The sequence below is a fragment of the Nonomuraea sp. NPDC003214 genome, from assembly GCF_053590035.1.
The window spans coordinates 333,027-358,482 of sequence record NZ_JBSFSX010000002.1; the positions used below are offsets into that span (position 1 = coordinate 333,027).

The window sequence follows — 25,456 nt, forward strand, 5'->3', positions numbered from 1 at the left end:
CGGCTTGCCGCCCAATCGGTTATCTCCCGTCGATCCGTTATCAACATTCACAAGCCACACTGCCGTCACATGAGTCATCAAACGGTGCTGCCCACCGAGGAGCGCACCGGAGCGGAGCCGGTGGACCGGGGCAGCGTGCTGGACCTGTTCGACAAGCTCGGCACCGTCGTCGTGCCCGTGGCCGTCGGGCTGTACGCGCTGCTGTACATGGGCTTCGAGAGCGTCTACGACACCTTCGGCATCACCCCCGAACAGGCCGGGCTCGACCAGGCGGGCATACTGGGCCGCCTCGTCACCACGCTCGTCGTGCTGTTCCTGGCGCTGCTGCCGCTCGCCGGGCTGGTGGTGGGCGTCGCGTGGCTGTTCGACCGGGTGACGCGCGGGGCGGCGGGCCGGGCCATCGCCTGGGCCCGGGAGAAGCCCTGGCTGGCCGCCGCCGTGGCCGCCCTGCTGTCGGGCTGCGCCTACTGGGGGCTGCTCAGCGGCCTGGAGGTCACCGGCACGCCGGTGCTGGTCACCGTCGTGGCCGTCGCACTCCTCGGCTTTCTCGTCCCGTACCGGCTGCTGCGCGCCCGGCCCGCCGGACGGGCCGGGATGCGGGTGCTGACCAGCGCGTTCGTCGGCATCGGGCTCGGGTTCGTGCTCGTCGGCTGGATGACCGACGGCGCCGAGGACATCCACGCCAACGGCAACGGCAACCTCGTGCTCCAGCTCGCCGGGTTCCCCAACCAGTGGGCCGCCGTACGCGACGGCGACGGCAAGCCGGTCTCCCGCGAACGGTGGCTCGTCCTCGGACAGGACGCCGGGTCGTACGTGTTCTACGACTGCGGCCGGATGACCACGGTGCGGCGGCCCGTCGAGGGCACCATCCTCACGGACGTGGAGCTCGACCCGGACTTCACCGCAGGCGGCACCAGGCCGGCCCGCCGCTGCGGGCACGCGCTCAGCACACCTGCCGGTAGCCGGTCTCCGGGATGAGCCTGCGCCACTCGGCCTCGCTCAGCCCGCCGGCCTTGGCGCACACCTCCCGCACCGCGTCGGCCCGCGCCTCGCCGGTCTCCTGGACGTCGAGCGAGATCACGGTGCCGGGGCCGCTCAGGTAGTGCAGGGCGCGGCCGTCGGCCGAGAACGTGTAGGAGTGGCCGGGGGACTGCAGGGCGACCGACTTCAGCAGCCGCCCGTCGCCGACCCGCCACAGCCGCACGGCGTCGCCGCTCGCCACCGCCAGCAACCGGCCGTCGGGGCTGAACACGGGCGGCCCGGAGGGCTCCCCGGACGCGGCGTCGTCGGGGGCGGTGTCCTCGGATGCGGTTTCGTCGGGGGCGGCGTCCTCGGACGGGGCTGTGGCGTGCGTGGCGTCCTCGGGCGGGGCTTCGGCGGGGGCGGTGTCCTCGGATGCGGTTTCGGCGGGGGCGGGGGGCTCGGAGGTGGGGGCGTCGGAGGTGGGGGTCAGCGCTCGGGTGGTGGACGCGCCGATCAGGAACGTCTTCGCGCCAGCGACCGCCAGCAGGCGGCCGTCCGGGCTGAACGCCAGCGGCGCCGCGCCCTCCTCTGGAGCGACGCGGATCGCCCGCGTCAGCGCGCGCCTCGGCACGTCCCACAGCTCCACCCGGCCGTCCGGCCTCGAAACGGCCGCCCGGCGGCCGTCGGGCGAGAGCGCCACCCGGCCGCCCGCCACCTCCAGCAGCCGCTCGCCGCCCGAGAAGAGCTCCGTCCGGCCGCCCACGCTGACCAGGAACGCGGCATCCGTCTGCGCCCCCGTCGCCACCGCCACCGGGGTGCCGCCCGCCGTCTCGGCGTAGCGGCCGTCGTCGCTCACGCCCGTCGTGGCCGGGGGCAGCGGGTGGGTCGCCAGGCGGCGGCCGGTCGGGACGTCCCACGCGGTGACCGCGTCACCCTCCCACCGCACCAGGCTGTCGCCGCTCAGCCGGTAACGCGCGCCCCGGGTGGGCACCGGGTCGGTGAACACGCCCAGCTCCTCCTGCGACAGCGACGCCTGCAACGCCGCCCGCGCCTCGCGCACCGGCGCCAGCCGCCATGCCGCGACGCTGAGCCGCATCGCCGTCTGCGGGTCCTCGGTGCGCAGCGCCTCCGCCCTGGCGGCCACCAGGCGCGCGTTGTCCCGGCTGACCTGCTCGGGCTGCTCCTTGACGGTCACCACGGCCACGCCCAGCAGCGCCACGGCCGCCGCCAGCGCCGCCACCCCGCTCCGCCGCCGCCACCGGGCCCCGGGGCCGTGGGAGCGCCTGGGCGGACGGAACCGCCGCACCTGGCCTCCGGCTTCGGGCGCGGGCCCCGAACGCCGAGCGCCCGCAGAGGGGGCCGCCGGCGGCTGCTCACGACGGTCACCCCCAGAGAGCCGCCCACGTAGGCCGCCCGTGGGGGATGCCGCGTGAGGGAGCTCGCCCGCAGGGGAGGCCGCCAGAGGGAGCCCACCCTTGGAGGAGGCCGCGTCGGGGAGGTCGCCCGCAGGGGAATCCGTGAGAGGGAGCTCGTCCGCAAGGGTGGCCGCCGGAAGGTGGACGGTCGCGGGGGTGTCCTCGGAAGTGGGGTGGTCGGGGGCAGAGTGGCCGGTGCCGGGGTGGAGGGCGGTCCAGGTGCGGAGGCGGGGCCAGGCGCGGTAGAGGGCGGCGCTGGCGGGGACGATGCCGTGGCCGCCGATCGCCACCAGGGTGCCCGCGGGCGTCTCCACCGGGGGGACACGCAGGCTGGGCCGCACCAGCAGCCCGGCCTCCTCCAGGCGGGCCAGGGTGCCGTGCTCGTCGTGGGCCGGGCCGCCTTCGAGCAGCGTCAGCAGCAGCCCCGGCAGCTCGGCGCGTTGCGGGCCGGTCAGCGTGGCGTACACCTGCTCGGCCACCTCGCCGAGCGGCGGCGGGCCGGTGAGTCCGGGGGCCGGGACGACGGCGGGGCCGCCGGGCGGCGGGCCGGGCAGGTCGGCGGCGGGCGGGCGGGCGGCGGGGTCCTTGGCGAGGGCGCGGCCGACGAGGGGCCGCAGCGTGCCGGGCAGCACGGTCAGGTCGGGGTCGGCGGACAGCAGCCGGTGCATGACCTCGCCCAGGCTGGCGCCGCTGAAGGGGTCGCGCCCGGTGGCCGCGTAGAGGACGAGGGCGCCCCAGGCGAACACGTCGCCCTGCGGCCCGGCGGGCTCGCCGGTGAAGACCTCGGGCGCCATGTAGGTGCGGGTGCCGGCGACGGCGCCGGGCCCGCCGATGCCGACGACCTTGGGGCCGTCGGCGCTCAGCAGCACTTTCTCGGGCCGTAAGTCCTGGTGGGCGACGCCTGTCTCGTGCAGGGCGGCCAGCGCGGCGGCGACCGCGGACGCGAGCGTGAGGAGCTCGTCGCCGGAGTAGGGGCCGTGGCGTTCGACGGCCTCGCGCAGGGAGGGACCGTCGGCGAAGGCGGTGACCAGGTAGGCGGGCGCGGCGTCGGGCCGGACCTCGACCACCTCGGCCAGGCACGGGTGGGCGACCGGCCGGATCGGGGGGAGCGCGCCGCGCGGCACCAGGACCGCGAACCTGCGCCCCTCGTCGTCGTAGGCGTCGTAGACGACGCCGCGCCGGGACGCGCTGAGCCTGCCTGCCGGCCAGTAGCCGCCAAGCCTGTCGGGGTCACCGGGCACCGAGCGCATCATCGAAGGCTTAGATGCGCGACCGCGGCGTTTGGTTGCGCCTGGTGCCAGGACACCACGGGCTCCCCGCGCGCCTCGGGGAGCCCGTGGTCATGATCATTATTGCAGGCTCCGGGATCCTGCCAGCCATTCCGGCCGCAGCACGGACATGATGACCGAGTCGTGCCAGGCGCCGTCCCAGTGGAGCGCGTCGCGGAGCACGCCTTCCTCCACGAACCCGGCCTTCTCGTACACGTGCCTGGCCCGCTCGTTGAAGGTGTGCACCCACAGGCTGACGCGGTGCAGCGGCGTCCTGGTGAACGCGTGGCCGAGCACCAGCTCGATCGCCTCGGTGCCGTAGCCCTTGCCGAACACCCGCGAGCCGAGCAGCGCGATCCGCAGGTTGCACGACAGGTTGGCCGGGTCGAGCTCGTTGAGCACCACCTCGCCCACGTAGCTGTCGCCGGCCATGATGGCCAGGTCGAGGCGGTCGTCGTGGTCGGCCCGGGTGGCGCACCAGCGGCGGGCGGCCTCCAGGTCGATCTCCCCGTGCGAGCCGGTGAGCCGCCGCACCTCGGCGTCGGACACCAGCTCGAACAGGCCCTCGGCGTGTTCGGGGCCGACCGGCCGCAGCGTCACGCGGGAGCCCACCAGCACAGGTTTGTCAGAGAACATCGCCCATGGCTATCAGCCCTGTTCGGCGGGGGGCAAGCCGATATCGCGGCGGACCGCCGCCAGCACCTCCTCCGGCCGCAACGCCCCCACGTCGTACTTCAGGTCCGTCACCTCGGTGAAGAAGCGCTCGCGCCTGGCCCGCATCGCCGCGGGGGAGAAGTCGGGCCGGTGGTCGCCGGAGCGCATCCGCTGCGTCAGCACCTCGTCGTCGGCGTCGAGCCAGACGACCAGGGCGTCGCGCAGCGCGGCCCGCACCTCGGGGCTCTCCAGCGTGCTCGCCGCCGCGGCGATCACCTTGGGCCCGTCGGCGAGCTCGTGCAGCACGTGCTCGGCCTCGCGCCGGTGCAGCACGTCGGCGCCGTCACGCGCGGCGATCTGGGCCGCGCTGAGCCCGTAACGCTCTTGCAGGAACGGATCACTGTCGCTGAAGGGCAGCCCGAGGGACTCCGCGAGGAGCCGGCCAGCGGTCGTCTTACCGCTGCCCATCAGCCCGATCACCACGATTGGTTTGTTTTTCCACATATGGATAGAGGTTCTCTCGTGCCAAGGAGGTAAAGCAAATGACCATCGCCGGAAGCATCATCCTCATCATGCTCGGTGCGATCCTCACCTGGGCCGTCGAATTCGACCTCGCCGGTCTCGACATCAACATCGTCGGCGTCATCATCATGCTGGGTGGGCTGGTCGGGCTGGGTTTCGGCATCTACCGGATCAGCGTGACCCGCAGGGCCGTGGGCCCGATCGAACAGCCTGTCCACAGGCACGAGATCTACGAGGAGCCCGAGGCACGCAGGACCACGGTGTACGAGGAGCGTCGGCACCATGACGAGCCGCCGCTGTAGGAGGTGAAGCCACATGCCAGCCAGTCAGGAACTGCCGCAGACCATCCGCCGTTCGCCCAAAAAGGCGCAGGACACGTGGATGAAGGCGCACGACTCGGCCGTCGAGGAGTACGGCGAGGGCCGGCGCGCCCACATGACGGCCTTCGCGGCGCTGAAGCACTCCTTCGAGAAGGTCGGCGACCACTGGGAGCCGAAGGCGAAGAAGGGGCCTTCCGACAAGGGGGCCACGGACCGGTCCGGACGCACGGCCGAGGGCGTCGACGCCAACGCCAGCAAGGATCACCTGCAGGGGGTGGCGTCGAGGCTGGGGATCAAGGGCCGGTCGAAGATGAAGAAGACCGAGCTGGTGGACGCCATCAAGAAGGCCAACCGGCGCGCCACGGCCAAGTCCCGCTGACCGCAGGAAGAAGACCTCCACCCGGAGCCCGGGTGGAGGTCTTCTCGCGTGTGCCTCAGATGAGCCGTTTGACCGCCGCGATGATGGCGTCACGGTCGATGCGGGCGTCGGCGAGCTGTTCCTGCGGGGTCGCCGAGCCGGGCAGGCCGTGGACGGCGAGCTTGACGACGCGCGGGCCGAGCTCGCTGACCGCGTCCAGGACGGCGTCGCCGAGCCCGCCCTCGGGCCGGTGGTCCTCGACGGTGATCAGGTTGCCGGTCGTGGTGGCCGCCTCGACCAGGGCGGCGGCGTCGACCGGCTTGACCGAGTACATGTCGATCACGCCCACGTGGATGCCCTCGCCGGCCAGCGTCTCGTGCGCGGCCAGGGCCTCGTGCACGGTGATGCCCGCCGCCACGATCGTGGCCCGGTCGGCGGGGGAGTGGCGCAGCACGCGGGAGCCGCCCACGGGGAACCGCTCGCCGGGCGGGTAGACGACCGGCGTGTCCCCCCGCGTGGTGCGCAGGTAGGCGACGCCGAACAGGTCCGCCATCTCGGCCGTCAGCGCCGCCGTCTGGTTGGCGTCGCACGGGTAGAGCACGGTGCTGCCGTAGACGGCGCGCATCATGGCCAGATCCTCCAGCCCCATCTGGGACGGCCCGTCCTCGCCGATCGACACGCCGGCATGCGAGCCGACCAGCCGGATCGACGACTGGGACACCCCGGCCATCCGGATGAAGTCGTGGGCGCGGGTCAGGAAGGCGGCGAAGGTGGCCGCGTACGGGATCCAGCCGCGGATGCGCAGACCCTCGGCGGCGGCGACGAGCTGCTGCTCGGCGATGTACATCTCGAAGAACCGCTCGGGGAACGCCTGGGCGAACGCCTCGGCCTTGGTCGAGTCGGCCACCTCGCCGTCGAGCGCGACCACGTCGCCGCGCGCCGCGCCGAGCGCCGCCAGCGCCTCGCCGTACGCCGTCCTGGTGGCGACCCGCGCGCCGAGCTCGTACTCGGGCAGCCGCAGCTCGCCGTCGGGGAAGCGGTACGGGTCGCCCCCGTTGTCCGGCTTGCGCACCTCGACGCGCAGGTCGCGCCGGCCGCCCAGCTCCTCGACCGCCAGGTCCGGCTCCTTGAGCGCCTTGCCGTGCGCGCCCTCGCGGTTCTCGACCTCCAGGACGCCCTCGCCCTTGCGCGTCTTGGCCAGGATCACGGTGGGCCGCCTGCGGGTGCTGCGGGCGTCGCCGAGCGCGTAGTCGATCTGCCCGGGATCGTGCCCGTCCACCTCGACGGTGTGCCAGCCGAACGCGCCGAACCGCCGCGCGTACGCGCCCAGGTCCCAGCCGTGCCGGGTGGGGCCGCGCTGGCCGAGCCGGTTCACGTCCACGACGAGCGTGAGGTTCGACAGGCCCTCGGCACCGGCGTGCTCGGCGGCCTCCCACACCGAGCCCTCGGCGAGCTCGCTGTCGCCGCAGAGCACCCACACCTGGTACGGCATGCGTTCCAGCCGCCCGGCCAGGGCCACGCCCACGCCCACGGGCAGCCCCTGGCCGAGGGAGCCGGTGGCCACCTCGACCCAGGGCAGGCGCGGCGTCGGGTGGCCCTCCAGGCGGCTGCCGCGCTTCCTGAACGACAGCAACTCCTCGTCGCTGATCGCCCCGGCGGCCTTGTACAGCGAGTAGAGCAGCGGGGACGCGTGCCCCTTGGAGAAGATCAGATGGTCGTTGGCCGGGTTGGCGGGATCGGCGAAGTCGTAGCGCAGATGGCCGGCGAACAGCACGGCCATCAGGTCGGCCGCGGACATCGACGACGTGGGGTGGCCGGATCCGGCCGCGGCGGCGGCGCGCACGGAGTCGACCCGCAACTGCGCCGCCAGCTCCCCGAGGAACTGAAGATCTAGGTCGGCCATCAGGCCACCTCCTGGTCGGCTTGGACGGCTGGGCTCGCGAGCGGGTCAGCGCAGCACGCGGCGGAGCAGGACGGCCCCGGCCGCCGCGCCCGCCAGCGCCGTCACGGCCCCGCGGTGGCGGGAGAGCCAGAGCTGCGGGCTGCGGCCGTGGCTCTTGCTGTCGAAGCTGCCGTGCGCGCCGTAGTCGGCCGTCTCGTCGGCGGGCTCCCACAGGTTGGCCACGCCGCTGGGCGGCTTCTCGCCGGTCTGCTGGGAGTCCACGCCGGTCCTGCCCAGGTAGCGGTCCACGAGCGCGGGGGCGATCCGCTGGGCCAGCAGCGTGGCCACGGTCATGGAGCCCACCCAGTACTCCTTGCGCTCGGGATGCGCGGCGGCGTGCACGATGCCCCGGGCCACGACCTCCGGCTGGTAGATCGGGGGAACGGGCTGGGGGTGGCGGCGCAGCTTCGACAGCACCCAGTCGAACTGCGGCGTGTTGACCGCCGGCAGCTGCACCATGGTGATGTGGATGCCGCTCCGCTCGGCCAGCAGTTCGGTGCGGACCGATTCGGTGAAGCCCTTGATGGCGTGCTTGGCTCCGCAGTAGGCCGACTGCAGGGGGATGCCGCGGTAGGAGAGTGCCGAGCCCGCCTGCACGATCGCGCCGCGCCCGCGCGGCCGCATCAGGTCCAGGGCGACCCTGGTGCCCCAGACGTAGCCCAGGTACGTGACGGCGGTGGTGCGTTCGAACTCGGCGGGTTCGATGTCGGTGAACGGGGCGAACACCGAGGAGAAGGCGACGTTGATCCACACGTCGATGGGGCCCAGGTCGGCCTCGGCCTGCTCGGCCGCCTGCCGTACCTGGTCGTAGTCGGCGACGTCGGCCTCGTACACCTGCCCGACGCCGCCGGCGGCGCCGACGTCCACGGCGGCGGCGCCGAGCCCGGTCGTGCCCCGGGCGATCAGCGCCACCTTGGCGCCCTGGCGGCCGAGCTCGCGCACGACCGCGCGGCCGACGCCGCCGCTGGCGCCGGTGACGACGACGACCTTGTCCTGGAGGGGATGTGCTGACATGGGGGAGTTCAGCCCGCCTCTCCTGTGTCGCGGTTCTTCTGACGGCGCACGGCCATGACGATGTCGATCACGACCACCACGGCGAACACGACGGCGATCCCGGTGATGACGGGCGCGCGGGCGATGACGCCGAGCACGGCGAAGGCGAACAGGAACACCAGGAGGAACGAGCCCACCCGGATGTGCACCACGTCGCGCGGCGTGGCGGGGACCATGGCGTGGCCGCGGCCGTCCCTGGTCTCTTGCCAATTCCGGTCTTCAGTCATGGGGGCCACCTGCCCGTGCCGTTTGCCGCCTAACGTCGTGGGTAGCCGGGCCGGCGTGCCGGAGCTGCATCCCAGTGACCAGAACGAGCCGGGCATCGTGCGGCGCCGCCGCGGGCGCGGCTTCAGCTATCACGGGCCGGACGGAGAGCCGGTGCGCGATCCGGCGACGCTGGAGCGCATCAAGGCGCTCGTCATCCCCCCGGCCTGGACCGACGTGTGGATCTGCGCCTCCGGCCACGGCCATCTGCAGGCGGCCGGAACCGACGCGGCGGGCCGCCGGCAGTATCTCTACCACGAGGAGTGGCGGCGGCAGCAGGACGAGGCCAAGTTCGACCGGGTGCTGGAGCTGGCCGAGCGGCTGCCGGCCTTCAGGAAGACCGTGGACGACCAGCTCGCCGGGCGCGGCCTGACCCGGCAGCGGGTGCTGGCCGCCGCGGCGCGGCTGCTGGACGTGGGCTTCTTCCGCGTGGGCGGCGAGAGTTACGACACCTACGGCCTGGCCACGCTCAGGATGGAGCACGTCACCTGCTCGGGCAACACCGTGACCTGCTGCTATCCGGCCAAGGGCGACATCCCGCGCGAGGTGGAGGTGGCCGACGCGGGCGCCTGCCGGGTCATCAGGTCGCTCAAGGCGCTGCGCGCCGACGGCGAGCTGCTGCGCTACCGGCGCGACGACGGCGGCTGGGCCGACGTGCGCAGCGAGGACATCAACGCCTACCTGCGCGACACCATCGGCGACTTCACCGCCAAGGACTTCCGCACCTGGCACGCCACGGTCCTGGCCGCCGTCGGCCTCGCGGTGTCCAAGGAGGCGGACTCGGCCACGGCCAGGAAGCGCGCGATCACCCGGGTCATGCGGGAGGTCTCGGAGTATCTGGGCAACACCCCGACGGTCGCCCGCTCCTCGTACGTGGATCCGCGCGTGATCGAGGCGTACGAGCGCGGCCGGACGATCGCGGGTGCGCTGACCGAGCTCGGGGCGGACGTCGACCACGGCATGCTCGCCACGCACGGGACCGTGGAGCGCGCGGTCATCGACCTTCTCGTTGCTGTTTGAGCTGTTCGTCCAGGGGCATGCGGCGTCAGAGTAAGGAGGAAGCCATGGAAGCTCCGCAGTACGTCGCGGCCCGCGTCCAGGAGGCGATGGCACAGGACGGTCGTACGCACGAGCTCGGCATCCACGTCGACGTGCGCGGCGACCAGCTGTTCCTGCGCGGCCAGGTGAGCGGCGCCGAACAGCGCGACAGGCTCGCCGAGGTGGCCAGGGAGGCCGCCCCCGATCTGCACGTGCACAACGAGATCAACGTCGTCGAGGTGACCGAGCCCGGGGAGGTAGAGCGTCTTGACTGAATTGCGCATAGCAGCCGTAGGAGACATCCACCTGGGCGAGGACGTCCGGGGCCAGTACCGCAAGCGCCTGGAAGGCATCGAGGAACGCGCCGACGTGCTCATGGTCGCCGGTGACCTGACCCGGCACGGCACGCTGGAGGAAGGCAGGCTGGTGGCCGACGAGCTGCGCGACCTGCCGGTGCCCGTCGTCGCCGTGCTCGGCAACCACGACTACCACTCCGATCTCCAGCACGAGATCACCAGCGAGCTGCGTGACGCCGGGATCATCGTGCTCGACGACGACGGCGCGGTCCTCGACTGCGGCCCGGTCCGGCTCGGCGTGGTCGGCGGCAAGGGCTTCGGCGGCGGGTTCGCCGGCAAGTGCGCCAGCGAGTTCGGCGAGCGGGAGATCAAGGACTTCGTGGCGCACACCCGCTACATCGCCGAGGCGTGGCAGCGCGCGCTCAAGGACATCCAGGCCGACCGGCGCGTGGTGCTGTCGCACTACTCGCCCGTCAAGGAGACGCTGGAGGGCGAGCCGCACGAGATCTACCCCTTCCTCGGCAGCTACCTGCTGGCCGAGGCCGTCGACACGGCCGGGGCCGACCTCATCCTGCACGGTCATGCGCACAAGGGCAGCGAGAAGGGCATGACGCCGGGCGGCATCCGCGTCCGCAACGTGGCCCTGCCGGTGCTGGGCCGGGCGTACGCGGTCTACTGCCTCAACGGCTTCTGAGGGGCGGCTCCTCAGAGGACGCGCACGGCCATCAGGCAGATGTCGTCGTCCGAGCCGCCGCCCAGCCGTCCCAGCAGGCAGTCGATCACCTCTTCCGGGTCGTCGCCGACGCAGAAGTGCGCCGCCTGGACCAGCGCCTCCATCCCGGCGTCCAGGTCCCGGCCGCGCCGCTCCACCATGCCGTCGGTGTAGAGCACCAGCAGGTCGCCCGGCTCCAGCGGGGTGACGCACATGCTGTACTCGACCGGGCCGAAGGCTCCCAGCATGGTGCCCGTCGCCGCCTCGACCAGCCGCGCCCGGCCGTTCCTGATGACGATCGGGCCGGGATGCCCGGCGCTGGTCCAGGAGAACGTGCGGTCCGACGGGTCGAAGTGGCCGATGATCGCCGTGCCGGTCGCCGTGACGCCCTCGTTGGAGTGCAGGATCAGGTCGTTCAGCCAGGTGGCGAGCTGCCCGGCGGGCGCCGCCGTGTAGGCGAGCCCGGCCAGGCCGGAGCGCATCTGCAGCATCAGGCTCGCCGCCGTCAGCCCGTGGCCCATCGCGTCGCCGATCGCCAGCAGCGTGCGGCCGTCGGGCAGCACCCGCGACTTGAACCAGTCGCCGCCGAGCCGCGCCAGCTCCCCCGCCGGCAGGTACCGCACGCCGACCGCGAGTCCCGGCGTGTGCACGAGGCCGCGGCGCAGCGGCATGATCGTGTCCTGCAGCCGCACGGTGAGGTCGTGCTCCTCCTCGGCCCGCCGCCGCTGCCGGGTGGCCTGCTCGTGCGCCACCGCCAGCGCCCGCTCCCTGCGGCGGGTCCGCGTCACGTCCTGGGCCAGCCAGCGGACCTTCACCGGCACGCCGTCGCCGTCGAGGATCGGCTCGCTGAACACGCTCAGGTGCCGCACCCCGTAGCGGTGCTGGACGCGGAAGGACGTCTCGACCGCCTCGCGGTACTCCAGCAGCGAGCGCATCATGTCGTCCACCACCGGCAGATCCTCCGGCACCACCATGCTGGAGACGTCCTCCAGCGTCAGCGGGGGATCGTCCCGGTTGCGGCCGAACATCTCGTACAGGCCGGACGTCCACAGGACGTTCTCGGTGGCCAGGTTCCACTCGCCCCAGCCCAGCTCGGCCAGCCGCTGGGCGCGTTCCCAGCCGGTGACCAGCAGCTCCTCGGCGTCCAGCGTCCGCCAGGTGACCAGCAGCCCGTCGGCCACCCGGGCCGCGCGCACGCTCAGCGTCGCCGGCCACACCCGGCGGTCCACGACCTCCACGTACTCCAGCGGCACCCGGTGCACGGGCTCGCCGGTCTCGTACGCGCGGATGTAGTCGTCGAGCAGGCCCGAGCTGGCCACCCCCGGGCTGGCCGTGAGCAGGCGCCGCCCGGTGAGCTGGTCCTCGGTGAGTCCGGCGGGCGTCGTGGCGTGCCGGTTCGCGGCGACGATGCGGAAGTCCACCACCCGCCCGGCCTCGTCGCAGACCGGCGTGATGTAGATGGCGGAGGCGTGCACCGCCTCCAGCATGCCGCGCACCCAGCCCGGCACCTCGGCGGCGACGACCTCGGGCTCCGGCGGGCGCTCGACCCCCAGGGCGACGTCCACCAGGGAGAGCCCGCTCTGCTTGGCCATCCTGGCCAGCCGTTCGGCGGCCTCGGCCGGGCGGATGTCCAGGCCGGTCGCCAGCCGGGCGGTGGCCTCGTCGATGACGGCCCCGTTGCGCAGATGAAGGCGCAGCCTGGCGAGCTGCTCACGCACTCTCGCCGAGGCTGCGCCCGTCTCGTAACGGCTGAACGACGGCAAATCACTCACCCAACGCCCATGCCCTTAGGAGTGGCACTGAGTTCGGCGCGGGGCGATATTCAGGCAAAAACTGTTCATTAGTTCCGCTGGGCCGGTCTCGGAGTTCGGCCCAGCGGATGGGACTGACCGCTGACCTGCCTAAACATTGAAGATACTGACCCCGCCAGGCCCGACGAGGAAACCGAGAACGATAAGGACGATCCCCCACAGGAGATCGCGACGGGCCAGGATCACATAGATCCCGGCGATGACGAGGATTACCGCGATGATCCAGAGCAAAGTAGCCATGAGCCAGCAACTGCCCCGCTGATTCGACACTTAACATGTTTTCCGTTCCGGCGACGGGAAGGGTAGCCGCATGACGACATACGGCTACTTCCTGTCCTGCGAGGAGCACGGCCCCCGCGAGCTGGTCCGCCAGGCCAAGGCCGCCGAACGCGCCGGGTTCGAGGCACTGTGGATCTCCGACCACTTCCACCCCTGGCTCGACGAGCAGGGACAGGCCCCGTTCGTCTGGACGGTCATCGGCGCGATCGCGGAGGCCACCTCGCTGCCCATCACCACGGCCGTGACCTGCCCGCTCGTGCGCACCCACCCCGTCATCGTGGCCCAGGCCACCGCCACCACGGCCGCGCTCACCGGCGGCCGGTTCCGGCTCGGCGTGGGCACCGGGGAGGCGTTGAACGAGCACGTCATCGAGTCCCGCTGGCCGCCCGCCGCCGAACGGCTGGAGATGCTGGAGGAGGCCGTCGGCCTCATGCGGGAGCTGTTCACCGGCAAGCTCGTCACCCACCGGGGCCGCCACTACCAGGTGGACACCGCCCGGCTCTACACGCTGCCCGACGAGCCCGCGCCCATCTACATGTCGGGCTTCGGGGACAAGTCCATCGAACTGGCCGGCCGGATCGCCGACGGCTACGTCTCCACCGGCCCCAGCGCCGAATCCGTGGAGAAGTTCCGCCAGGCGGGCGGCGCCGGCAAGCCCACCCTCGGCGGGCTCAAGGCGTGCTACGCCGCCGACGAGGCGAGCGCGCGCAAGACCGTCCACCGCCTGTGGCCCACCCAGGGCATCAAGGGCGAGGCGTCCCAGATCCTGCCGCTGCCCCGGCACTTCGAGCAGCTCGCCGCCTCCGTCACCGAGGACGAGGCGGTCGCCGGCACCCCGTGCGGCCCCGACCCCGAGGTCCACGCCCGCGCCCTGCGCGAGTACGTGGACGCCGGCTTCGACGAGGTCTACGTCAGCCAGATCGGCCCCGAGCAGGACGCCTTCTTCGACTTCTACCAGCGCCAGGTGCTGCCGCTGGTCAGAGGCTAGGAAGCCGACTTCATCAGCTTCGCGTAGGCCAGCTGCAGCCAGTCCGACGCGGCCACCGCCGTCATCGCCGCCCCCGCCAGCCGCGTCACCCGCGGCGCGAACACCAGGCCGATGGCGTAACCGGTGGCCGCCCACTGCGCGATGCAGAACGGGCAGCTCAGCAGCTCGCCCACGGTGTTGCGCGGCTCCTCCTTGAGCTCCGACGGGCCGCTCACGCCCTCGTACCGGGTGAACGGCGCCCGCAGCGGGCTCGTGACCGGGTCCTTGGCCAGCAGCCGCGCCACCTTGTGCGTGCACGCCGCCATCAGCCCCAGGTCCATGAGCCCGACCCGGTCCGGCGCACGCCGCCCGGTCAGCACCGCCGCGGCCACCGCCGCGCCGACCAGCACCCCGTACGTGCCCATGATCCTCACGTACGTGCCGAGCGGGCGATCATGCTCGCCCTGGTACTCCTGCTCGGTCCTTTCCAGGAATTGCGTCATGGGGCCTCGCGCTACCCCGAACGCCCGTGATCACGCCTATTCGGCGATCGTGAGGGTAGCCCGCACACATGAGCAGCCATGGCCACGAAGTCACCGACGCCATCCTCGACACGCTGAAGCGAGCCAGCTCCGCGTTGAAGGACGCCGGGGTGAGGTTCGCGCTGGCCGGCGGCTGCGCGGCCTACGCCAGGGGAGCCGCGCCGTCGCTGCACGACGTGGACTTCGTGCTCGCCGAGCACGACGTGCCCGCCGCGCTGGAGGCGCTGCGCTCGGCCGGCTTCGAGACGGCCAAACCCCCCGAGGACTGGCTGGTCAAGGCGTACGACGAGGGCCGGCTGGTGGACCTGATCTTCAAGGTGTCGGACCAGGAGGTCACCCCGGCGCTGCTCGCCCGCGCCGAGCCGATGAAGGCGTCGGCCGTCATCGTGCCCGTGCTGGAGGCCACCGACCTGGTGATCTCCTGGCTGCTGCCGCTCTCCGAGCACGCCTGCGACTACGGGGCGCTGCTGCCCCAGGTGCGGGCGCTGCGCGAGCAGGTCGACTGGGACCGGGTGGCGGCGGTCGTGGCGGACTCTCCGTACGCCTCGACGTTCCTCACCCTGCTCGAACGGCTCAACGTGCTCGACGCCCCCGTCACCCCCGCCGGCGACCCCACCTGGCCGTAGACCCGGACTATGGGTACGATCCGCGTCAACCTCTCGAAGGGGGGCGCAGGTGACCATCCAATCCGGCCACGAGTGGATACCGCCCGGCGTCGACGCGGAGCGGCCCAGTGTCGCCCGGGTGCACGACGCCCTGCTCGGCGGCACCGAGAACTTCGCCTCCGACAGGGCCGTGGCCCGCCGCCTCAAGGACGCCGTGCCCGAGGTCGTCGACCTGGTCTGGTGCAACCGCGCCTTCATCGGCCGGGTCGTCGACTACCTCGTCCGCCAGGCCGGGGTCCGCCAGTTCGTCGACCTCGGCGCCGGGCTGCCCACCGTCGAGAACACCCACGAGGTCGCCCAGTTCGCCGACAGCTCCGCCCGTGTCGTCTACGTCGACCTCGACCCGATGGTCGAACCGCACGCCCGCGCCATCCTGGCCCGCAACGACCACGCCACCGCCATCACCGCCGACGTCCGCGACATCCCCGCCGTCCTCGGCCACCCCGAACTGCGCCGCCTCATCGACTTCCACCAGCCCGTCGCCGTCCTCGCCATCGGGCTCCTCCACCTCATCCCCGACCAGGACGACCCGCACGCGCTCATCCGGCGCTACATGGCGACGCTGCCCTCCGGCAGCCACCTGGCCGCCTCCAACTTCATGTCCGGCCCCAACCCCAAGGCCCAGGCGCTGGAGACGATGCTCCAGGTCACCATGGGCACCGGCCACTTCCGCGACCGCGAGAGCATCACCCGCTTCTTCGCCGGCCTCGACCTCGTCGAACCCGGCGTCGTCCACTTCCCCCAGTGGCACCCCGACGACCGGCTCCCCGGCCCGCTCGCCCCCTGGGAAGAGATCCTGCTGGGCGGCGTCGCCCGCAAGCCCTGACCGCGATTAAGGGGATGAGCCCGGGGTCCGTGCCCGGCTAGGGTGGTCGCATGCCGCGACGCCTCATCTGTTCGCCTCCGCCCGCCCGCTAGCGGGCGGCCTTCCCTGTATCTCCGGGTCTGACAGATCCGGTGGTGGTTGCTGCCCGCATCCGGGCCCCATCCACCACTCCTCATCGGAGCACATCTGTCATGACCCAGCTCACCACCCGGCGTGCCACGCTGTACGTCGCCACCGCCGCCGCGGCCTGGGGCACCGGCGGCGCCGCCGGAGCCCTCCTGTTCGCCGGCGGCGGGCTCGACGCCCTGGACGTGTCCTTCTGGCGCTACCTCCTCGGGGCGATCTTCCTGCTGCCGCTCGCCCGCGGCCTCCGCCTCGACGGCCGCGTCGCCGTCGTCGGCGCCGGCATGGCCGTCTACCAGACCGCCTACTTCGGCGCCATCGCGCACTCGGGCGTCGCGATCGCCACGGTCGTCACGATGGGCGCCACGCCGGTCTTCACCGCCCTCGGCGGCCGGCTCCTGCTCGGCGAACGCCTCGGCCGCGCCGGCCTCGCCGCCCTCCTCACCGCCCTGACGGGCCTCGTCCTCCTCACCGCGACCCCCCACCCCGAGCCGGTCACCCTCACCGGGACGCTCGCCACGCCGTCCGGGGAGGGGGCGCTGGCCGGGGTGGGGCTCGGGCTGCTGTCGGCCGCCGGGTATGCCGGGGTGACGTTGTACTCGCGGCGGCACCGGGACGACTCCCATGGGATGGCCGTGGGCGGGTTCGTCGTGGGGACGGTGTGCCTGGCGCCGTTCGCGCTGGCCGGCGGGGTGGTCCCGGTGGGCGGGTGGCAGAGCGTGGCGCTGCTGGCCTACCTGGGGGCGGTGCCGACGGCGCTGGCGTACCTGCTGTTCTTCCGCGCGTTGACGGCGCTGCGGGCGACGACGGTGTCGATCGTGTCGCTGGGGGAAGCGGCGGGGGCGGCCGTGCTGGGCGTGCTGGTGTTCGGTGAGCGGCTGTCGCCGGCGGCCTGGGCGGGGTGCGTACTGCTGCTGGTGGCGGCGGTGGCGAGGGCACGGGAGGAGTGAGCGTGAGGCAGGGTCGCCGTATGGGTTAGGGTCCGTACGGCGACGCCTGTCGTGTCGTCGCTCCGCTCCCAGGCCGCCGGTACGGGCCGGTACGGGGGAACGGTGGCGGCGGAGCGTGCGTTGGAGGAACTGTGGCCTCGATTACAGGATTTGTCAGGAACCTGCTGGACCGTCCGGGAGGCACCCCCCTGACGCCGTACCAGAAGGTCGTCAAGGCGGCTCACGCCCGCGCCGACCGGATCGGCAAACTGGATGAGCTGCCCAGGCCCGACATGAGCGACCTGGCCGAGTTCTGTGCCGTCGCCCGTGAGGCCGCCGACCGCACGCTCGGGCTCAGGCCGTACGACGTGCAGTTGCTCGGGACGCTCGCGCTCCTCGACGGCAAGGTGGCCGAGATGGCCACCGGCGAGGGCAAGACGCTGTCCGGGGCGATGGCGGCGGCGGGCTACGCGCTGCAGGGCAGACGCGTGCACGTGATGTCGGTCAACGACTACCTGGCCCGCCGCGACGCCGAGTGGATGGCCCCCTTCTACGCGGCCCTGGGCGTCACCGTCGGCTGGATCGACCAGAACTCCACCCCGGAGGAGCGGCGCGACGCCTACGCGAAGGACGTCACGTACGGGCCGGTGAGCGAGATCGGCTTCGACGTGCTGCGTGACCGGATGCGCACGTCGGCCGACGAGATCATCGTGCCGGAGCCGGAGGTGGCGCTGATCGACGAGGCCGACTCGGTGCTCGTCGACGAGGCGCGGGTGCCGCTGGTGATGGCGGGGGCGGCCGACGCGGGCAACGCGGTGCCGGAGCTGGCGGCCCTGGTCAGGCAGCTCATCCGGGGCTACCACTACGAGATCGACGAGCAGGCGCGCAACGTCTACCTGACGCCGAAGGGCGCCGAGACGGTGGAGAACCTGCTCGGCGTCGAGCTCTACGACGAGCACGAGCCGGGCACGCTGATCGAGGTCAACCTGGCCCTGCACGCCCACGCGCTGCTGACCCGCGACGTCGACTACATCGTGCGTGACGGCAAGGTGCAGCTCATCAACCCCTCGCGCGGCCGGGTGGCGGTGCTGCAGCGCTGGCCCGCCGGCCTGCAGGCGGCGGTGGAGGCCAAGGAGGCGCTGCCGCCGAGCGAGAAGGGCGAGATCCTCGACTCGATCACCGTGCAGGGCCTGATCAGGCGCTACCCGAGGGTGTGCGGCATGACGGGCACCGCGGTGGCGGTGAGCGAGCAGCTCGGCGAGTTCTACGGGCTGAAGGTCGCGGTGATCCCGTCCAACCGGCCGTGCGTCAGGAAGGACGAGCCCGACCGCATCTACCCGACGGTGCCCGACAAGGACGCGGCGCTGGTCGAGGAGATCCAGGCGGTGCACGAGACCGGCAGGCCGATCCTCATCGGCACCCTGGACGTGGCCGAGTCGGAGAACCTGGCCATGCTGCTCCAGCGCCGCAACCTGGAGCCGGTGGTGCTCAACGCCAAGAACGACGCCGAGGAGGCCGCGATCATCGCCAGGGCGGGCGAGCGCGGCGCGATCACCGTCTCGACGCAGATGGCGGGCCGGGGCACTGACATCCGGCTCGGCGACGGCGTGGCGGAGCTCGGCGGCCTGTACGTGATCGGCTCCGGCCGCCACTCCAGCAGCCGCCTGGACGACCAGTTGCGCGGCCGGGCGGGCCGCCAGGGCGACCCGGGCGGCTCGGTGTTCTTCGTCAGCATGGGCGACGAGCTGATCACGCAGTTCACGCCGGACGAGCGGCCGCCGGCGGCCGACGCCGACGGCATCGTCAGGCACCGGCGCGGCGCCTACCTGGTGGGTCACGCGCAGCGGGTGGCGGAGGGCGTCAACCTGCAGATCCACCGCAACACCTGGCGCTACACCCGGCTGCTTGAGCAGCAGCGGGAGCTCATCCTGGAGTGGCGCGACAAGGTGCTGCACGGCGACGCGGCGGCCAAGGCGCTCAAGGAGGCCGACCCGGAGCGTTGGGAGTCGATGCCCGAGGACACCCGGGAGGAGACGGCCAGGCAGATCGTGCTGCACGCGATCGACCGCTGCTGGACCGAGCACCTGGCGTTCCTCACCGACCTGCGCGAGGGCATCCACCTGCGGGCGCTGGGCCGGATGAGCCCCGTCGACGAGTATCAGCGGGAGGCGGTGGCGGAGTACAAGCGGCTGCTGGCCGAGGTGGAGCGCCGGTCGCTGGAGTCGTTCGAGGCGCCCGAGCCCGATCTCAAGCGCCCGCAGGCGACCTGGACCTATCTGGTGCAGGACAACCCGTTCGGCACCGAGTGGGACCGGATTCTCAAGCGGGTCAAAGGCGGTTCGCGTACCTGACAGAGGATGGCAGGTACGGTTGGCAGGCTGACGGTCATGACGACGAAGGCGAATCTCATCGCGGTCACCATCGACTGCGACGACCCCAGGAAGACGGCCGAGTTCTACCACCAGGTGACCGGCCTGCCCATCACGTACGCCGAGGACGAGTACGCGGCCGTGAGCGACGGCACCACGTCGCTCTACTTCGGCCGGGTGCCCGATCGCAAGCCCGTGGAGTGGCCGAGCGCCGACAAGCAGTTCCATCTCGACTTCCGCGTCCCGGACGTGGAGAAGGCGGTCGAGGAGTACGTTGCGATCGGCGCGACCAAGCCCGAGTTCCAGCCGGGCGTGACGGACGAGGGGGTGGGCTGGATCGTGCTGCGGGATCCTGACGGCCACCTGTTCTGCGTCTGCCCGGAGAAGTGATGTAGGCCAAGATTGGCCTAAAGGATGATTCGAGCGCATTGCTGCGCATCTAAGCTGAGGCAATGCTCTTGCACGGATCTCTGCCCCTGCGTGGGCGCCCATGACCTGGGTCGGCCTCCTCATCGCACTCGCCGGGGCGCTGGGCTACGCGGTCGGCGCGGCGCTGCAACAGTTCGAGGCAGTGGCGGAGGGCGCCTCGCTCAGGCTGACCCGACGGCCCCGCTGGTGGATCGGCGGCATCATCAGCCTGACCGGCGCGTGCCTGCACGCCGTGGCGCTGAGCTTCGCGCCGCTGGTGGCGGTGCAGCCGATCAGCGTGGCCACGCTGGTGTTCGCGGTGCCGCTGGCCGCGTACATGTACGGCCGCAAACCGTACAAGGCAGAGATCTTCGGCTCGATCGCGGTGGCCGTGGGCCTGATCTGGCTGATGATGCTGGTGCCGTCGCACCACGTCACGCCCCGGCTGGGTGACGGGGCGGCGCTCGGGTTCATCGGCGTGATCGCGCTGCTGGTGCTGGTCACGCAGGTGGCCGCGATCCGCGCCAAGGGGGCGAACAAGGCGCTGCTGCTGGCGGTCAGCGCGGGCGTGGCGACGGCGAGCGTGTCCACGTTCGTCCGGGTGGTCGGCGGCGGCATGGAGGGCGACCTGGGGCGGCTGGTGCACTGGTTCACGCTGGCCATCCCGGTGCTGCTGATCTGCGCCACGGTGCTGCTGCAGCGCTCGTACGCGGTCGGCTACTTCGGCATCGCCTACGCGGGCGTGCAGGTCGTCGACCCGATCACCTCGGTGCTGGCCGGCGCGCTGCTGCTCGGCGAGCCGCTGCCGACCAGCCCCGCCACCGCCGTGCCCGCCGTGCTGGCGGCGGCGCTGACCATCGCCGGCACGATCACGCTGGGCCGGCTGACGCCCGATCACTCCCCGTCGAAACAGGCGGCCGCCATCCCAGAATCTCGTCCATTGAGCGCAGCATCAGATCGGGCCTGAACCGGCTCGCCAGCGACATCGCCCGGTCGCGCACCGCCACGGCGACGGGGTTGCGCACCTTGGTGATCCGGCAGATCGCCATCGACTTGCGCACGACGTCGGCCGTGCGCCGCAGCCGCGCCTCGGTGTAGGCGGCCAGGTCGCCGCCCGCGAGGTGGCCGAGCACGACCGCGTCCTCCAGCGCCTGGCAGGCGCCCTGCCCCAGGTTGGGCGTCATCGGATGGGCCGCGTCGCCGAGCAGCGCCACCCGGCCCGCGTGCATGGCGGGCAGCGGCTCCCGCAGGTAGTAGAGGTCGTTGCGCAGGATGTGGTCCGGCCGGGCGCCTTCCAGCAGGGCGGGGATCGGCGCGTGCCACGTCCCGAACCTGCGCACCAGCTCCGCCCGCTCGTCGCCGCCCGCGGCCCCGGCCGGTGACAGGTCGGTGGCGTAGAAGTAGACCAGCTCGTCGTCCAGCGCGTGGATGCCGAACACGGTGCCCCGCCCCCAGCTCTCCGAGCTGCGGATCGGCCCGTCGGGCCGGGGCGCGAGCCCCCGCCACGTCGTCACGCCCGCGTAGACCGGCTCCGGGTGCCGGGGGAAGAGCGCGGCCCGCACCCGCGAGTGGATGCCGTCGGCGGCCACGACCAGGTCGGCGGTCAGCTCGCCGGCGTCGGTGCGCACGGTCCCGGTGGCGGCGTCGACGCCCGTGACCGCCGTGCCGAGCCGCAGCCGCTCCGGCCCCAGCGTCTCGGTCAGCAGCTCGACCAGCCTGGCCCGCAGCAGCACGACGATCGAGTCGCCGTAGAGCTCGCGCGCCCGGTCCTCGGTGGTGTGGGTGAGCCAGGCGCCGTCGTGGCGGCGGACGCCCACCTGGCCTTCCATCCTCGACAGCTCGCGCACGCGGTCGCCCAGGCCGAGCACGTCGAGAGCGCGCAGCCCGTTGGACGCCACGGCCAGGCCGGAGCCGACGGGCTCCAGCTTGGCCGCCTTCTCCAGCACGTCCACGTGCCAGCCCGCGCGGTGCAGCGCGATGCCGGCGGCCAGGCCGCCGATGCCGCCGCCGATCACTACAGCCTTCATTCCCCACTCCTCAACTACGTCTGTAGTTTGACGCTACTACGGCTGTAGTCTCGACTACAACTGTAGTATCCGGTTCGTGAAGCGTTCAGAGGCCGTGGCGGAGGCGGCGATCACCCTGCTGGCCGAGCGGGGCATGCGCGGCCTCACCCACCGCGCCGTCGACGAGGCGGCCGGGCTGCCGCCCGGCTCGACGTCCAACCTGGCCCGCACCCGCGCCGCGCTGCTGGAGCTGACGCTGTCGCGGCTGACCGAACTGGAGACGGAGGTGTTCGCCGACGGCCTGGTCGGCCGGCCGCCGACCGCCGCCGAGCTGCCCGACCTCCTGGCCCGGGTGCTCCACATCCAGCTCCGCGACCGCCGCCGCACGCTGGCCCGCTACGAGCTCGCGCTGGAGGCGACCCGGCGGCCCGAGCTGCGCCGCATCTACGACCGGGCCGGTCGCCGCTTCCGCGACCCCGCCGTCGCCCTGCTCGCCGCCGCCGGGTCCGCCGATCCGGTACGGCACGGCCAGCGCCTCGTCGCGTTCGGCGAGGGCATCATGTTCGACGCGATCGCCGGGGCCGGGACCGAACCGTCGCTGGACGACCTCCGCGAGGCCGTGGCCGAGCTGCTGGCCGGCATGCTCGGCGGCGGACCGGGGCCTCGTAATCAGCAGGCGTCCACGTAAGGGACCTCGGGCAGGTGGCGGGTCCACTCCGCGCGTGACAGCCCGCCGTACCGGGCGCAGACCGCCGCGGCGGCCCGCTCGGGGTCGCCGGGGGCGGGGGAGCGGGCCAGGTCGATCGTGAGCACGATGCCGCGCCCGGCCAGCACGCGCAGGCGGCGCCCGTCCGCGCTGAGAGCGGCCTGCGCCGGGCGGTCGGTCCCCGGCGACGGCACCCGCCGGTCGGCCAGCAGCCTGCCGTCGGCCAGCCGCCACGCGCTCACCCGGTCGCCGCCCGTCGCGGCCAGGACCCGCCCGTCGGCGCTGAAGACCGGATGCCCGGGCGACGGCTGGAGCCGGAACGGCAGCGTCGGCACCCCGTCGAGCCCGTAGACCTGCACGCCGCCCTCCTCCGCGATCGCCACGCGCGTCCCGTCCGGCGCGAACGCCGTGTACTCCCACGGCATCCGGTCCAGCCACGGCCGCGCGGTCGTCGCCCCCGTCGCCAGGTAGCGCAGGTGCGAGCGGTTGCCGGCGAACACCAGCGCCACCCGGTCCCCGGGCCCCGCCACCGCGTACTCGCCCACCAGCGTGGCCCGCCGTCCGCGCAGGTCCCAGGCCCACCGCTCGCCCGACTGCCGCGCCGCCGCGAACAGCAGCCCGCCGCCCGGGCTGAACCACGCCGCCTGCTCGCCCGGCGCGCCCAGCCCGCGCCCGAACGGCCGCCCCACGCCCAAACCGGAGCCGGTGTTCCACAGGTACGAGCGGTCCACGCCGACCAGCGCCAGCGTCCGCCCGTCCGGCGCCCAGGCCATCGCCCGCACGCTCCGCTCCGGCCCCGCCGCCGACGCCACCAGCCGCCGCCCGGTCACGTCCCACACCCGCAGCGTCCCGTCCGCCAGCGACGCCAGCCTGCTCCCGTCGCCCGACAGCGCGTGCAGCGACCGGTCCGTGGCGTACGGGTCGGCGAACCCGTCCACCGCCGGGTCCGCCGCCGCCCCCACCAGCGCCCGCCCGGCCTCGGCCACCGGCGCCAGGCTCCACGCGGCCAGCGCCAGCTTGCGCGCCGTCACCGGGTCGGCCCCGCGCGCCGCCTCCGCCCGGGACGCCGCCACCTTGGCCATCGCCTGCTCCAGCCGCCCGTCGGCGGCGCCGCCCTGCCAGGCGAGCACCGCGGCCAGCACGAGCGCCGCGGCCCCGGCCAGCCCGCCGCGCCGCAGCCGGCCCCGCCTGCGCGCCGCCGCCCGCCCGGCGTCCAGGAACGCCTGCTCGCCCGCGTTCAGCGTTACGTGCCGCCGGTCTCCCGCCGCCCAGGCCAGCGCCCGGTCCAGCGCCGCGTCGCGGAACAGGTCGGCGCCGCGCCGCCCGCCCTCCTCCCACCGGCGCGCCGCCCCGGCCAGCTCCCGCTGCACCGCCAGCCCGGACCGCTCGGCCTCCACCCAGGCGCGCAGCCTCGGCCAGGCCGACGGCAGCGCCCCGCACGCGACCGTCACCCGCCCGTCCGCCCGCTCCAGCAGCCCCGCCTCGGTGTACGCGGTGAGCACCCGGTCGATGGCGGCCGCCTGCTCCGGGGTGCGGCCGGCGACCAGGTCGGCGCGTACGGTGCCGGGCGCGAGCCGCAGGAACACCTCGGGGGCCAGGGCCTGGTCGGGAACGGCGAGCCGCTGGTAGACGTCCTCGGCCCGGGCGCCGAGCGGCGGGTCGTCGACGGGCTCGGGGGGCGAGAGGCGGCCCTGCTGGGACTGGGGGGCGTCGAGCAACGACATGAGGAGCTGGCGGGCGCCGGGGCGGTGCGCGGGATCGTCGTGCAGCGCCGCGGCGACCAGGTCGCGTAATCGGCGGTCCATCGGCGAGGGCGTGCCCCGCACCGGCCTGCCCGGCTCGTCGGCGCCGTGGGCGGCGAAGCGGAGCAGGCGGCCCCAGGCGTGGACGTCGGCGGCCGGGGTGCCGCCGGGGCGCGGGGCGGTGAGGCGGGGCCCGTCGGCCGTGAGCAGGACGGTGCCGGGGCCGAGCCCGCCGTGCGCGGCGCCCGCCTCGTGGACGGCGGCCAGGGCGGTGGCGGTGGTGGCGGCCAGCCGGTAGAGGTCGCCCGGCTCGTACGGCCCGTGCCGCTCGACGGCGGCCCGCACGCTCACCCCCTCGACGTACTCCCCGACGAGGTACGGCGGGTCGGCGTCGAGCCGGTGGTCCACCAGCCGGGCCACCCGTAACGAGCTGACCCGGCCGACCGCCGTCACCCAGGCGGCCAGCGCCTCCGGATCGGCGGGAGGCGGCAGGACCCGCAGGGCATGGCGGACCCCCGACTCGTCGTAGGCCTCGCGGACACCGCCTCCGAGCCGGTCGCCCAACCAGTAGCCTCCCAGCCGATCACCCATGCGAGGTTGGATGCCGCCTTCCGGTCAGCGGTTCAGGCGGGCCCTGTGGTCCGGCCATTCCTCTACGAGGATGCCGAAACAAACGGTGTCGCGCCAGGTGCCGTCGGAGCGGCGGCGGTGGCGGCGCAGCGTGCCCTCGTGGACGCCGCCGATGCGCCTGATGGCGTTCTGGGACCGCTCGTTCAGGCAGTCGGTCTTGAGCAGCACCCGGTTGTGGCCCAGCTTGTCGAAGGCGTGGTCGATCAGCAGCAGCTTGCACGCGGTGTTGACGGCCGAGCGCCAGTAGGCCCGGCCGTACCAGGTCCAGCCGATCTCGATGCTCTCGTCGAAGCCGGGCACGTCGCAGTAGGCGGTCCAGCCCACGGCCCTGCCGGTCGCCTTCACGATCACCGCGTGGGGGACGTGCTTGTCGTCCTCGATCAGCGTGCGGGCGACCGCCGCCAGCTCCTCCTCGGTGCGCGGCGTCGCCACGGGCAGCCACCGCCACAGCTCGTCGTCCCCGCCGCCGGCGGCGAACAGGTCGGGCACGTGCGCCAGGGTGAGCGGCTCAAGGCGGACGTCGTCGTTCTCCAGCACCACGGGCGCCGGCAAGGTCGCGGTCATGGCGGTCAGCTTAGGCAGGGCTCGCGGGCGCGCTGATGGCCACCTGACCGATTTTGCGGGGAACCACCTGTCGACACTCATACC

26 protein-coding genes are annotated in these 25,456 nt (G+C 73.2%); 14 read left to right on the top strand and 12 right to left on the bottom strand.

The window, feature by feature from the left end; genetic code table 11:
* The first annotated feature begins 69 nt into the window (after positions 1 to 69).
* Positions 70 to 978 (top strand): hypothetical protein, encoded by a 909-nt coding sequence (locus tag ACWDXC_RS06480; protein ID WP_364176352.1) that lies wholly within the window; start codon positions 70 to 72, stop codon positions 976 to 978.
* Here the strand turns inward: ACWDXC_RS06480 and ACWDXC_RS06485 are convergent.
* The 3 genes from ACWDXC_RS06485 to ACWDXC_RS06495 form a co-directional block, all read right to left on the bottom strand.
* Complete coding sequence (locus tag ACWDXC_RS06485) at positions 944 to 3,619, bottom strand: protein kinase domain-containing protein (protein WP_449978713.1); 2,676 nt, start codon at positions 3,617 to 3,619, stop codon at positions 944 to 946. The two genes, ACWDXC_RS06480 and ACWDXC_RS06485, sit on opposite strands and share 35 nt — an antisense overlap.
* Positions 3,620 to 3,727: 108 nt before the next feature.
* Positions 3,728 to 4,282: a GNAT family N-acetyltransferase gene (locus ACWDXC_RS06490; protein WP_449978716.1), complete on the bottom strand. Its 555-nt coding sequence runs from the start codon at positions 4,280 to 4,282 to the stop codon at positions 3,728 to 3,730.
* Between the two features lie 12 nt (positions 4,283 to 4,294).
* Positions 4,295 to 4,783, bottom strand: a complete 489-nt coding sequence (locus ACWDXC_RS06495) for a shikimate kinase (protein WP_449978718.1) — start codon at positions 4,781 to 4,783, stop codon at positions 4,295 to 4,297.
* 59 nt (positions 4,784 to 4,842) lie between these two features.
* Here ACWDXC_RS06495 and ACWDXC_RS06500 point away from each other — a divergent pair, with 59 nt between their 5' ends.
* Together ACWDXC_RS06500 and ACWDXC_RS06505 are read left to right on the top strand one after the other, a co-directional pair.
* Positions 4,843 to 5,124: a hypothetical protein gene (locus ACWDXC_RS06500; RefSeq protein ID WP_219517986.1), complete on the top strand. Its 282-nt coding sequence runs from the start codon at positions 4,843 to 4,845 to the stop codon at positions 5,122 to 5,124.
* A gap of 13 nt (positions 5,125 to 5,137) precedes the next feature.
* Complete coding sequence (locus ACWDXC_RS06505; protein WP_219517985.1) at positions 5,138 to 5,521, top strand: ChaB family protein; 384 nt, start codon at positions 5,138 to 5,140, stop codon at positions 5,519 to 5,521.
* A 55-nt stretch (positions 5,522 to 5,576) separates the two neighbouring features.
* Here the strand turns inward: ACWDXC_RS06505 and ACWDXC_RS06510 are convergent, their stop codons facing one another.
* Genes ACWDXC_RS06510 through ACWDXC_RS06520 form a run of 3 tightly spaced genes read right to left on the bottom strand, consistent with a single transcriptional unit; the run spans position 5,577 to position 8,722 of the window.
* Positions 5,577 to 7,403, bottom strand: a complete 1,827-nt coding sequence (locus tag ACWDXC_RS06510) for a transketolase (RefSeq protein WP_449978720.1) — start codon at positions 7,401 to 7,403, stop codon at positions 5,577 to 5,579.
* A 45-nt stretch (positions 7,404 to 7,448) separates the two neighbouring features.
* Positions 7,449 to 8,456, bottom strand: a complete 1,008-nt coding sequence (locus tag ACWDXC_RS06515) for an SDR family oxidoreductase (RefSeq protein WP_449978723.1) — start codon at positions 8,454 to 8,456, stop codon at positions 7,449 to 7,451.
* A gap of 8 nt (positions 8,457 to 8,464) precedes the next feature.
* Entirely contained in the window at positions 8,465 to 8,722 is a 258-nt protein-coding gene (locus ACWDXC_RS06520) for a hypothetical protein (RefSeq protein ID WP_219517981.1), read from the bottom strand.
* Positions 8,723 to 8,777: 55 nt separating this feature from the next.
* On the opposite strand from ACWDXC_RS06520, the gene ACWDXC_RS06525 reads away from it, so the two are divergent.
* The 3 genes from ACWDXC_RS06525 to ACWDXC_RS06535 are packed head-to-tail and all read left to right on the top strand — an operon-like array spanning position 8,778 to position 10,787.
* On the top strand, positions 8,778 to 9,779 hold the full coding sequence (locus tag ACWDXC_RS06525) for a DNA topoisomerase IB (RefSeq protein ID WP_364176371.1): 1,002 nt from the start codon (positions 8,778 to 8,780) through the stop codon (positions 9,777 to 9,779).
* Between the two features lie 44 nt (positions 9,780 to 9,823).
* Complete coding sequence (locus tag ACWDXC_RS06530; protein ID WP_449978727.1) at positions 9,824 to 10,072, top strand: BON domain-containing protein; 249 nt, start codon at positions 9,824 to 9,826, stop codon at positions 10,070 to 10,072.
* A complete protein-coding gene (locus ACWDXC_RS06535) occupies positions 10,065 to 10,787 on the top strand; it encodes a metallophosphoesterase family protein (RefSeq protein ID WP_219517975.1) in 723 nt (240 codons plus the stop codon). Before ACWDXC_RS06530 ends, ACWDXC_RS06535 begins: the two co-directional genes overlap by 8 nt.
* Positions 10,788 to 10,798: 11 nt before the next feature.
* On the opposite strand, the gene ACWDXC_RS06540 is transcribed toward ACWDXC_RS06535, so the two are convergent.
* Both ACWDXC_RS06540 and ACWDXC_RS06545 read right to left on the bottom strand, forming a co-directional pair.
* Entirely contained in the window at positions 10,799 to 12,523 is a 1,725-nt protein-coding gene (locus ACWDXC_RS06540; protein ID WP_449978729.1) for a SpoIIE family protein phosphatase, read from the bottom strand.
* Positions 12,524 to 12,706: 183 nt separating this feature from the next.
* Positions 12,707 to 12,856 (bottom strand): GPGG-motif small membrane protein, encoded by a 150-nt coding sequence (locus tag ACWDXC_RS06545; RefSeq protein ID WP_020543887.1) that lies wholly within the window; start codon positions 12,854 to 12,856, stop codon positions 12,707 to 12,709.
* Positions 12,857 to 12,926: 70 nt separating this feature from the next.
* Between ACWDXC_RS06545 and ACWDXC_RS06550 the strand changes: the two genes are divergently transcribed.
* The gene (locus ACWDXC_RS06550; RefSeq protein ID WP_357592845.1) at positions 12,927 to 13,883 is read left to right on the top strand and encodes a TIGR03557 family F420-dependent LLM class oxidoreductase; all 957 of its coding nucleotides are present in this window, start codon (positions 12,927 to 12,929) and stop codon (positions 13,881 to 13,883) included.
* Here ACWDXC_RS06550 and ACWDXC_RS06555 read toward each other — a convergent pair.
* A complete protein-coding gene (locus tag ACWDXC_RS06555; RefSeq protein WP_449978732.1) occupies positions 13,880 to 14,365 on the bottom strand; it encodes a DUF1360 domain-containing protein in 486 nt (161 codons plus the stop codon). The genes ACWDXC_RS06550 and ACWDXC_RS06555 overlap by 4 nt on opposite strands.
* Before the next feature lie 68 nt (positions 14,366 to 14,433).
* On the opposite strand from ACWDXC_RS06555, the gene ACWDXC_RS06560 reads away from it, so the two are divergent.
* From ACWDXC_RS06560 to ACWDXC_RS06585, 6 genes are all read left to right on the top strand, one after another.
* Positions 14,434 to 15,030 (top strand): nucleotidyltransferase, encoded by a 597-nt coding sequence (locus ACWDXC_RS06560; protein WP_219517967.1) that lies wholly within the window; start codon positions 14,434 to 14,436, stop codon positions 15,028 to 15,030.
* Positions 15,031 to 15,079: 49 nt separating this feature from the next.
* A complete protein-coding gene (locus tag ACWDXC_RS06565) occupies positions 15,080 to 15,895 on the top strand; it encodes an SAM-dependent methyltransferase (protein WP_364176387.1) in 816 nt (271 codons plus the stop codon).
* Positions 15,896 to 16,086: 191 nt separating this feature from the next.
* A complete protein-coding gene (locus ACWDXC_RS06570) occupies positions 16,087 to 16,968 on the top strand; it encodes a DMT family transporter (RefSeq protein ID WP_449978736.1) in 882 nt (293 codons plus the stop codon).
* 131 nt (positions 16,969 to 17,099) lie between these two features.
* The gene (secA2, locus tag ACWDXC_RS06575) at positions 17,100 to 19,298 is read left to right on the top strand and encodes an accessory Sec system translocase SecA2 (RefSeq protein WP_449978739.1); all 2,199 of its coding nucleotides are present in this window, start codon (positions 17,100 to 17,102) and stop codon (positions 19,296 to 19,298) included.
* A 36-nt stretch (positions 19,299 to 19,334) separates the two neighbouring features.
* Entirely contained in the window at positions 19,335 to 19,706 is a 372-nt protein-coding gene (locus ACWDXC_RS06580; protein WP_219519674.1) for a VOC family protein, read from the top strand.
* Positions 19,707 to 19,806: 100 nt separating this feature from the next.
* Complete coding sequence (locus tag ACWDXC_RS06585; RefSeq protein WP_219519677.1) at positions 19,807 to 20,691, top strand: DMT family transporter; 885 nt, start codon at positions 19,807 to 19,809, stop codon at positions 20,689 to 20,691.
* Here the strand turns inward: ACWDXC_RS06585 and ACWDXC_RS06590 are convergent.
* Positions 20,594 to 21,751 (bottom strand): FAD-dependent monooxygenase, encoded by a 1,158-nt coding sequence (locus tag ACWDXC_RS06590; protein ID WP_449978744.1) that lies wholly within the window; start codon positions 21,749 to 21,751, stop codon positions 20,594 to 20,596. The two genes, ACWDXC_RS06585 and ACWDXC_RS06590, sit on opposite strands and share 98 nt — an antisense overlap.
* A gap of 76 nt (positions 21,752 to 21,827) precedes the next feature.
* On the opposite strand from ACWDXC_RS06590, the gene ACWDXC_RS06595 reads away from it, so the two are divergent.
* Positions 21,828 to 22,418 carry a TetR/AcrR family transcriptional regulator gene (locus ACWDXC_RS06595; RefSeq protein WP_449978747.1) on the top strand — a complete coding sequence of 197 codons (591 nt, stop codon included), beginning with the start codon at positions 21,828 to 21,830 and terminating at the stop codon, positions 22,416 to 22,418.
* Here the strand turns inward: ACWDXC_RS06595 and ACWDXC_RS06600 are convergent.
* Positions 22,400 to 24,769, bottom strand: coding sequence for a protein kinase family protein (locus ACWDXC_RS06600; RefSeq protein ID WP_449978749.1), 2,370 nt, complete (start codon positions 24,767 to 24,769; stop codon positions 22,400 to 22,402). The two genes, ACWDXC_RS06595 and ACWDXC_RS06600, sit on opposite strands and share 19 nt — an antisense overlap.
* A gap of 24 nt (positions 24,770 to 24,793) precedes the next feature.
* The gene (locus tag ACWDXC_RS06605) at positions 24,794 to 25,372 is read right to left on the bottom strand and encodes a GNAT family N-acetyltransferase (RefSeq protein WP_364176406.1); all 579 of its coding nucleotides are present in this window, start codon (positions 25,370 to 25,372) and stop codon (positions 24,794 to 24,796) included.
* Between the last annotated feature and the right edge of the window lie 84 nt (positions 25,373 to 25,456).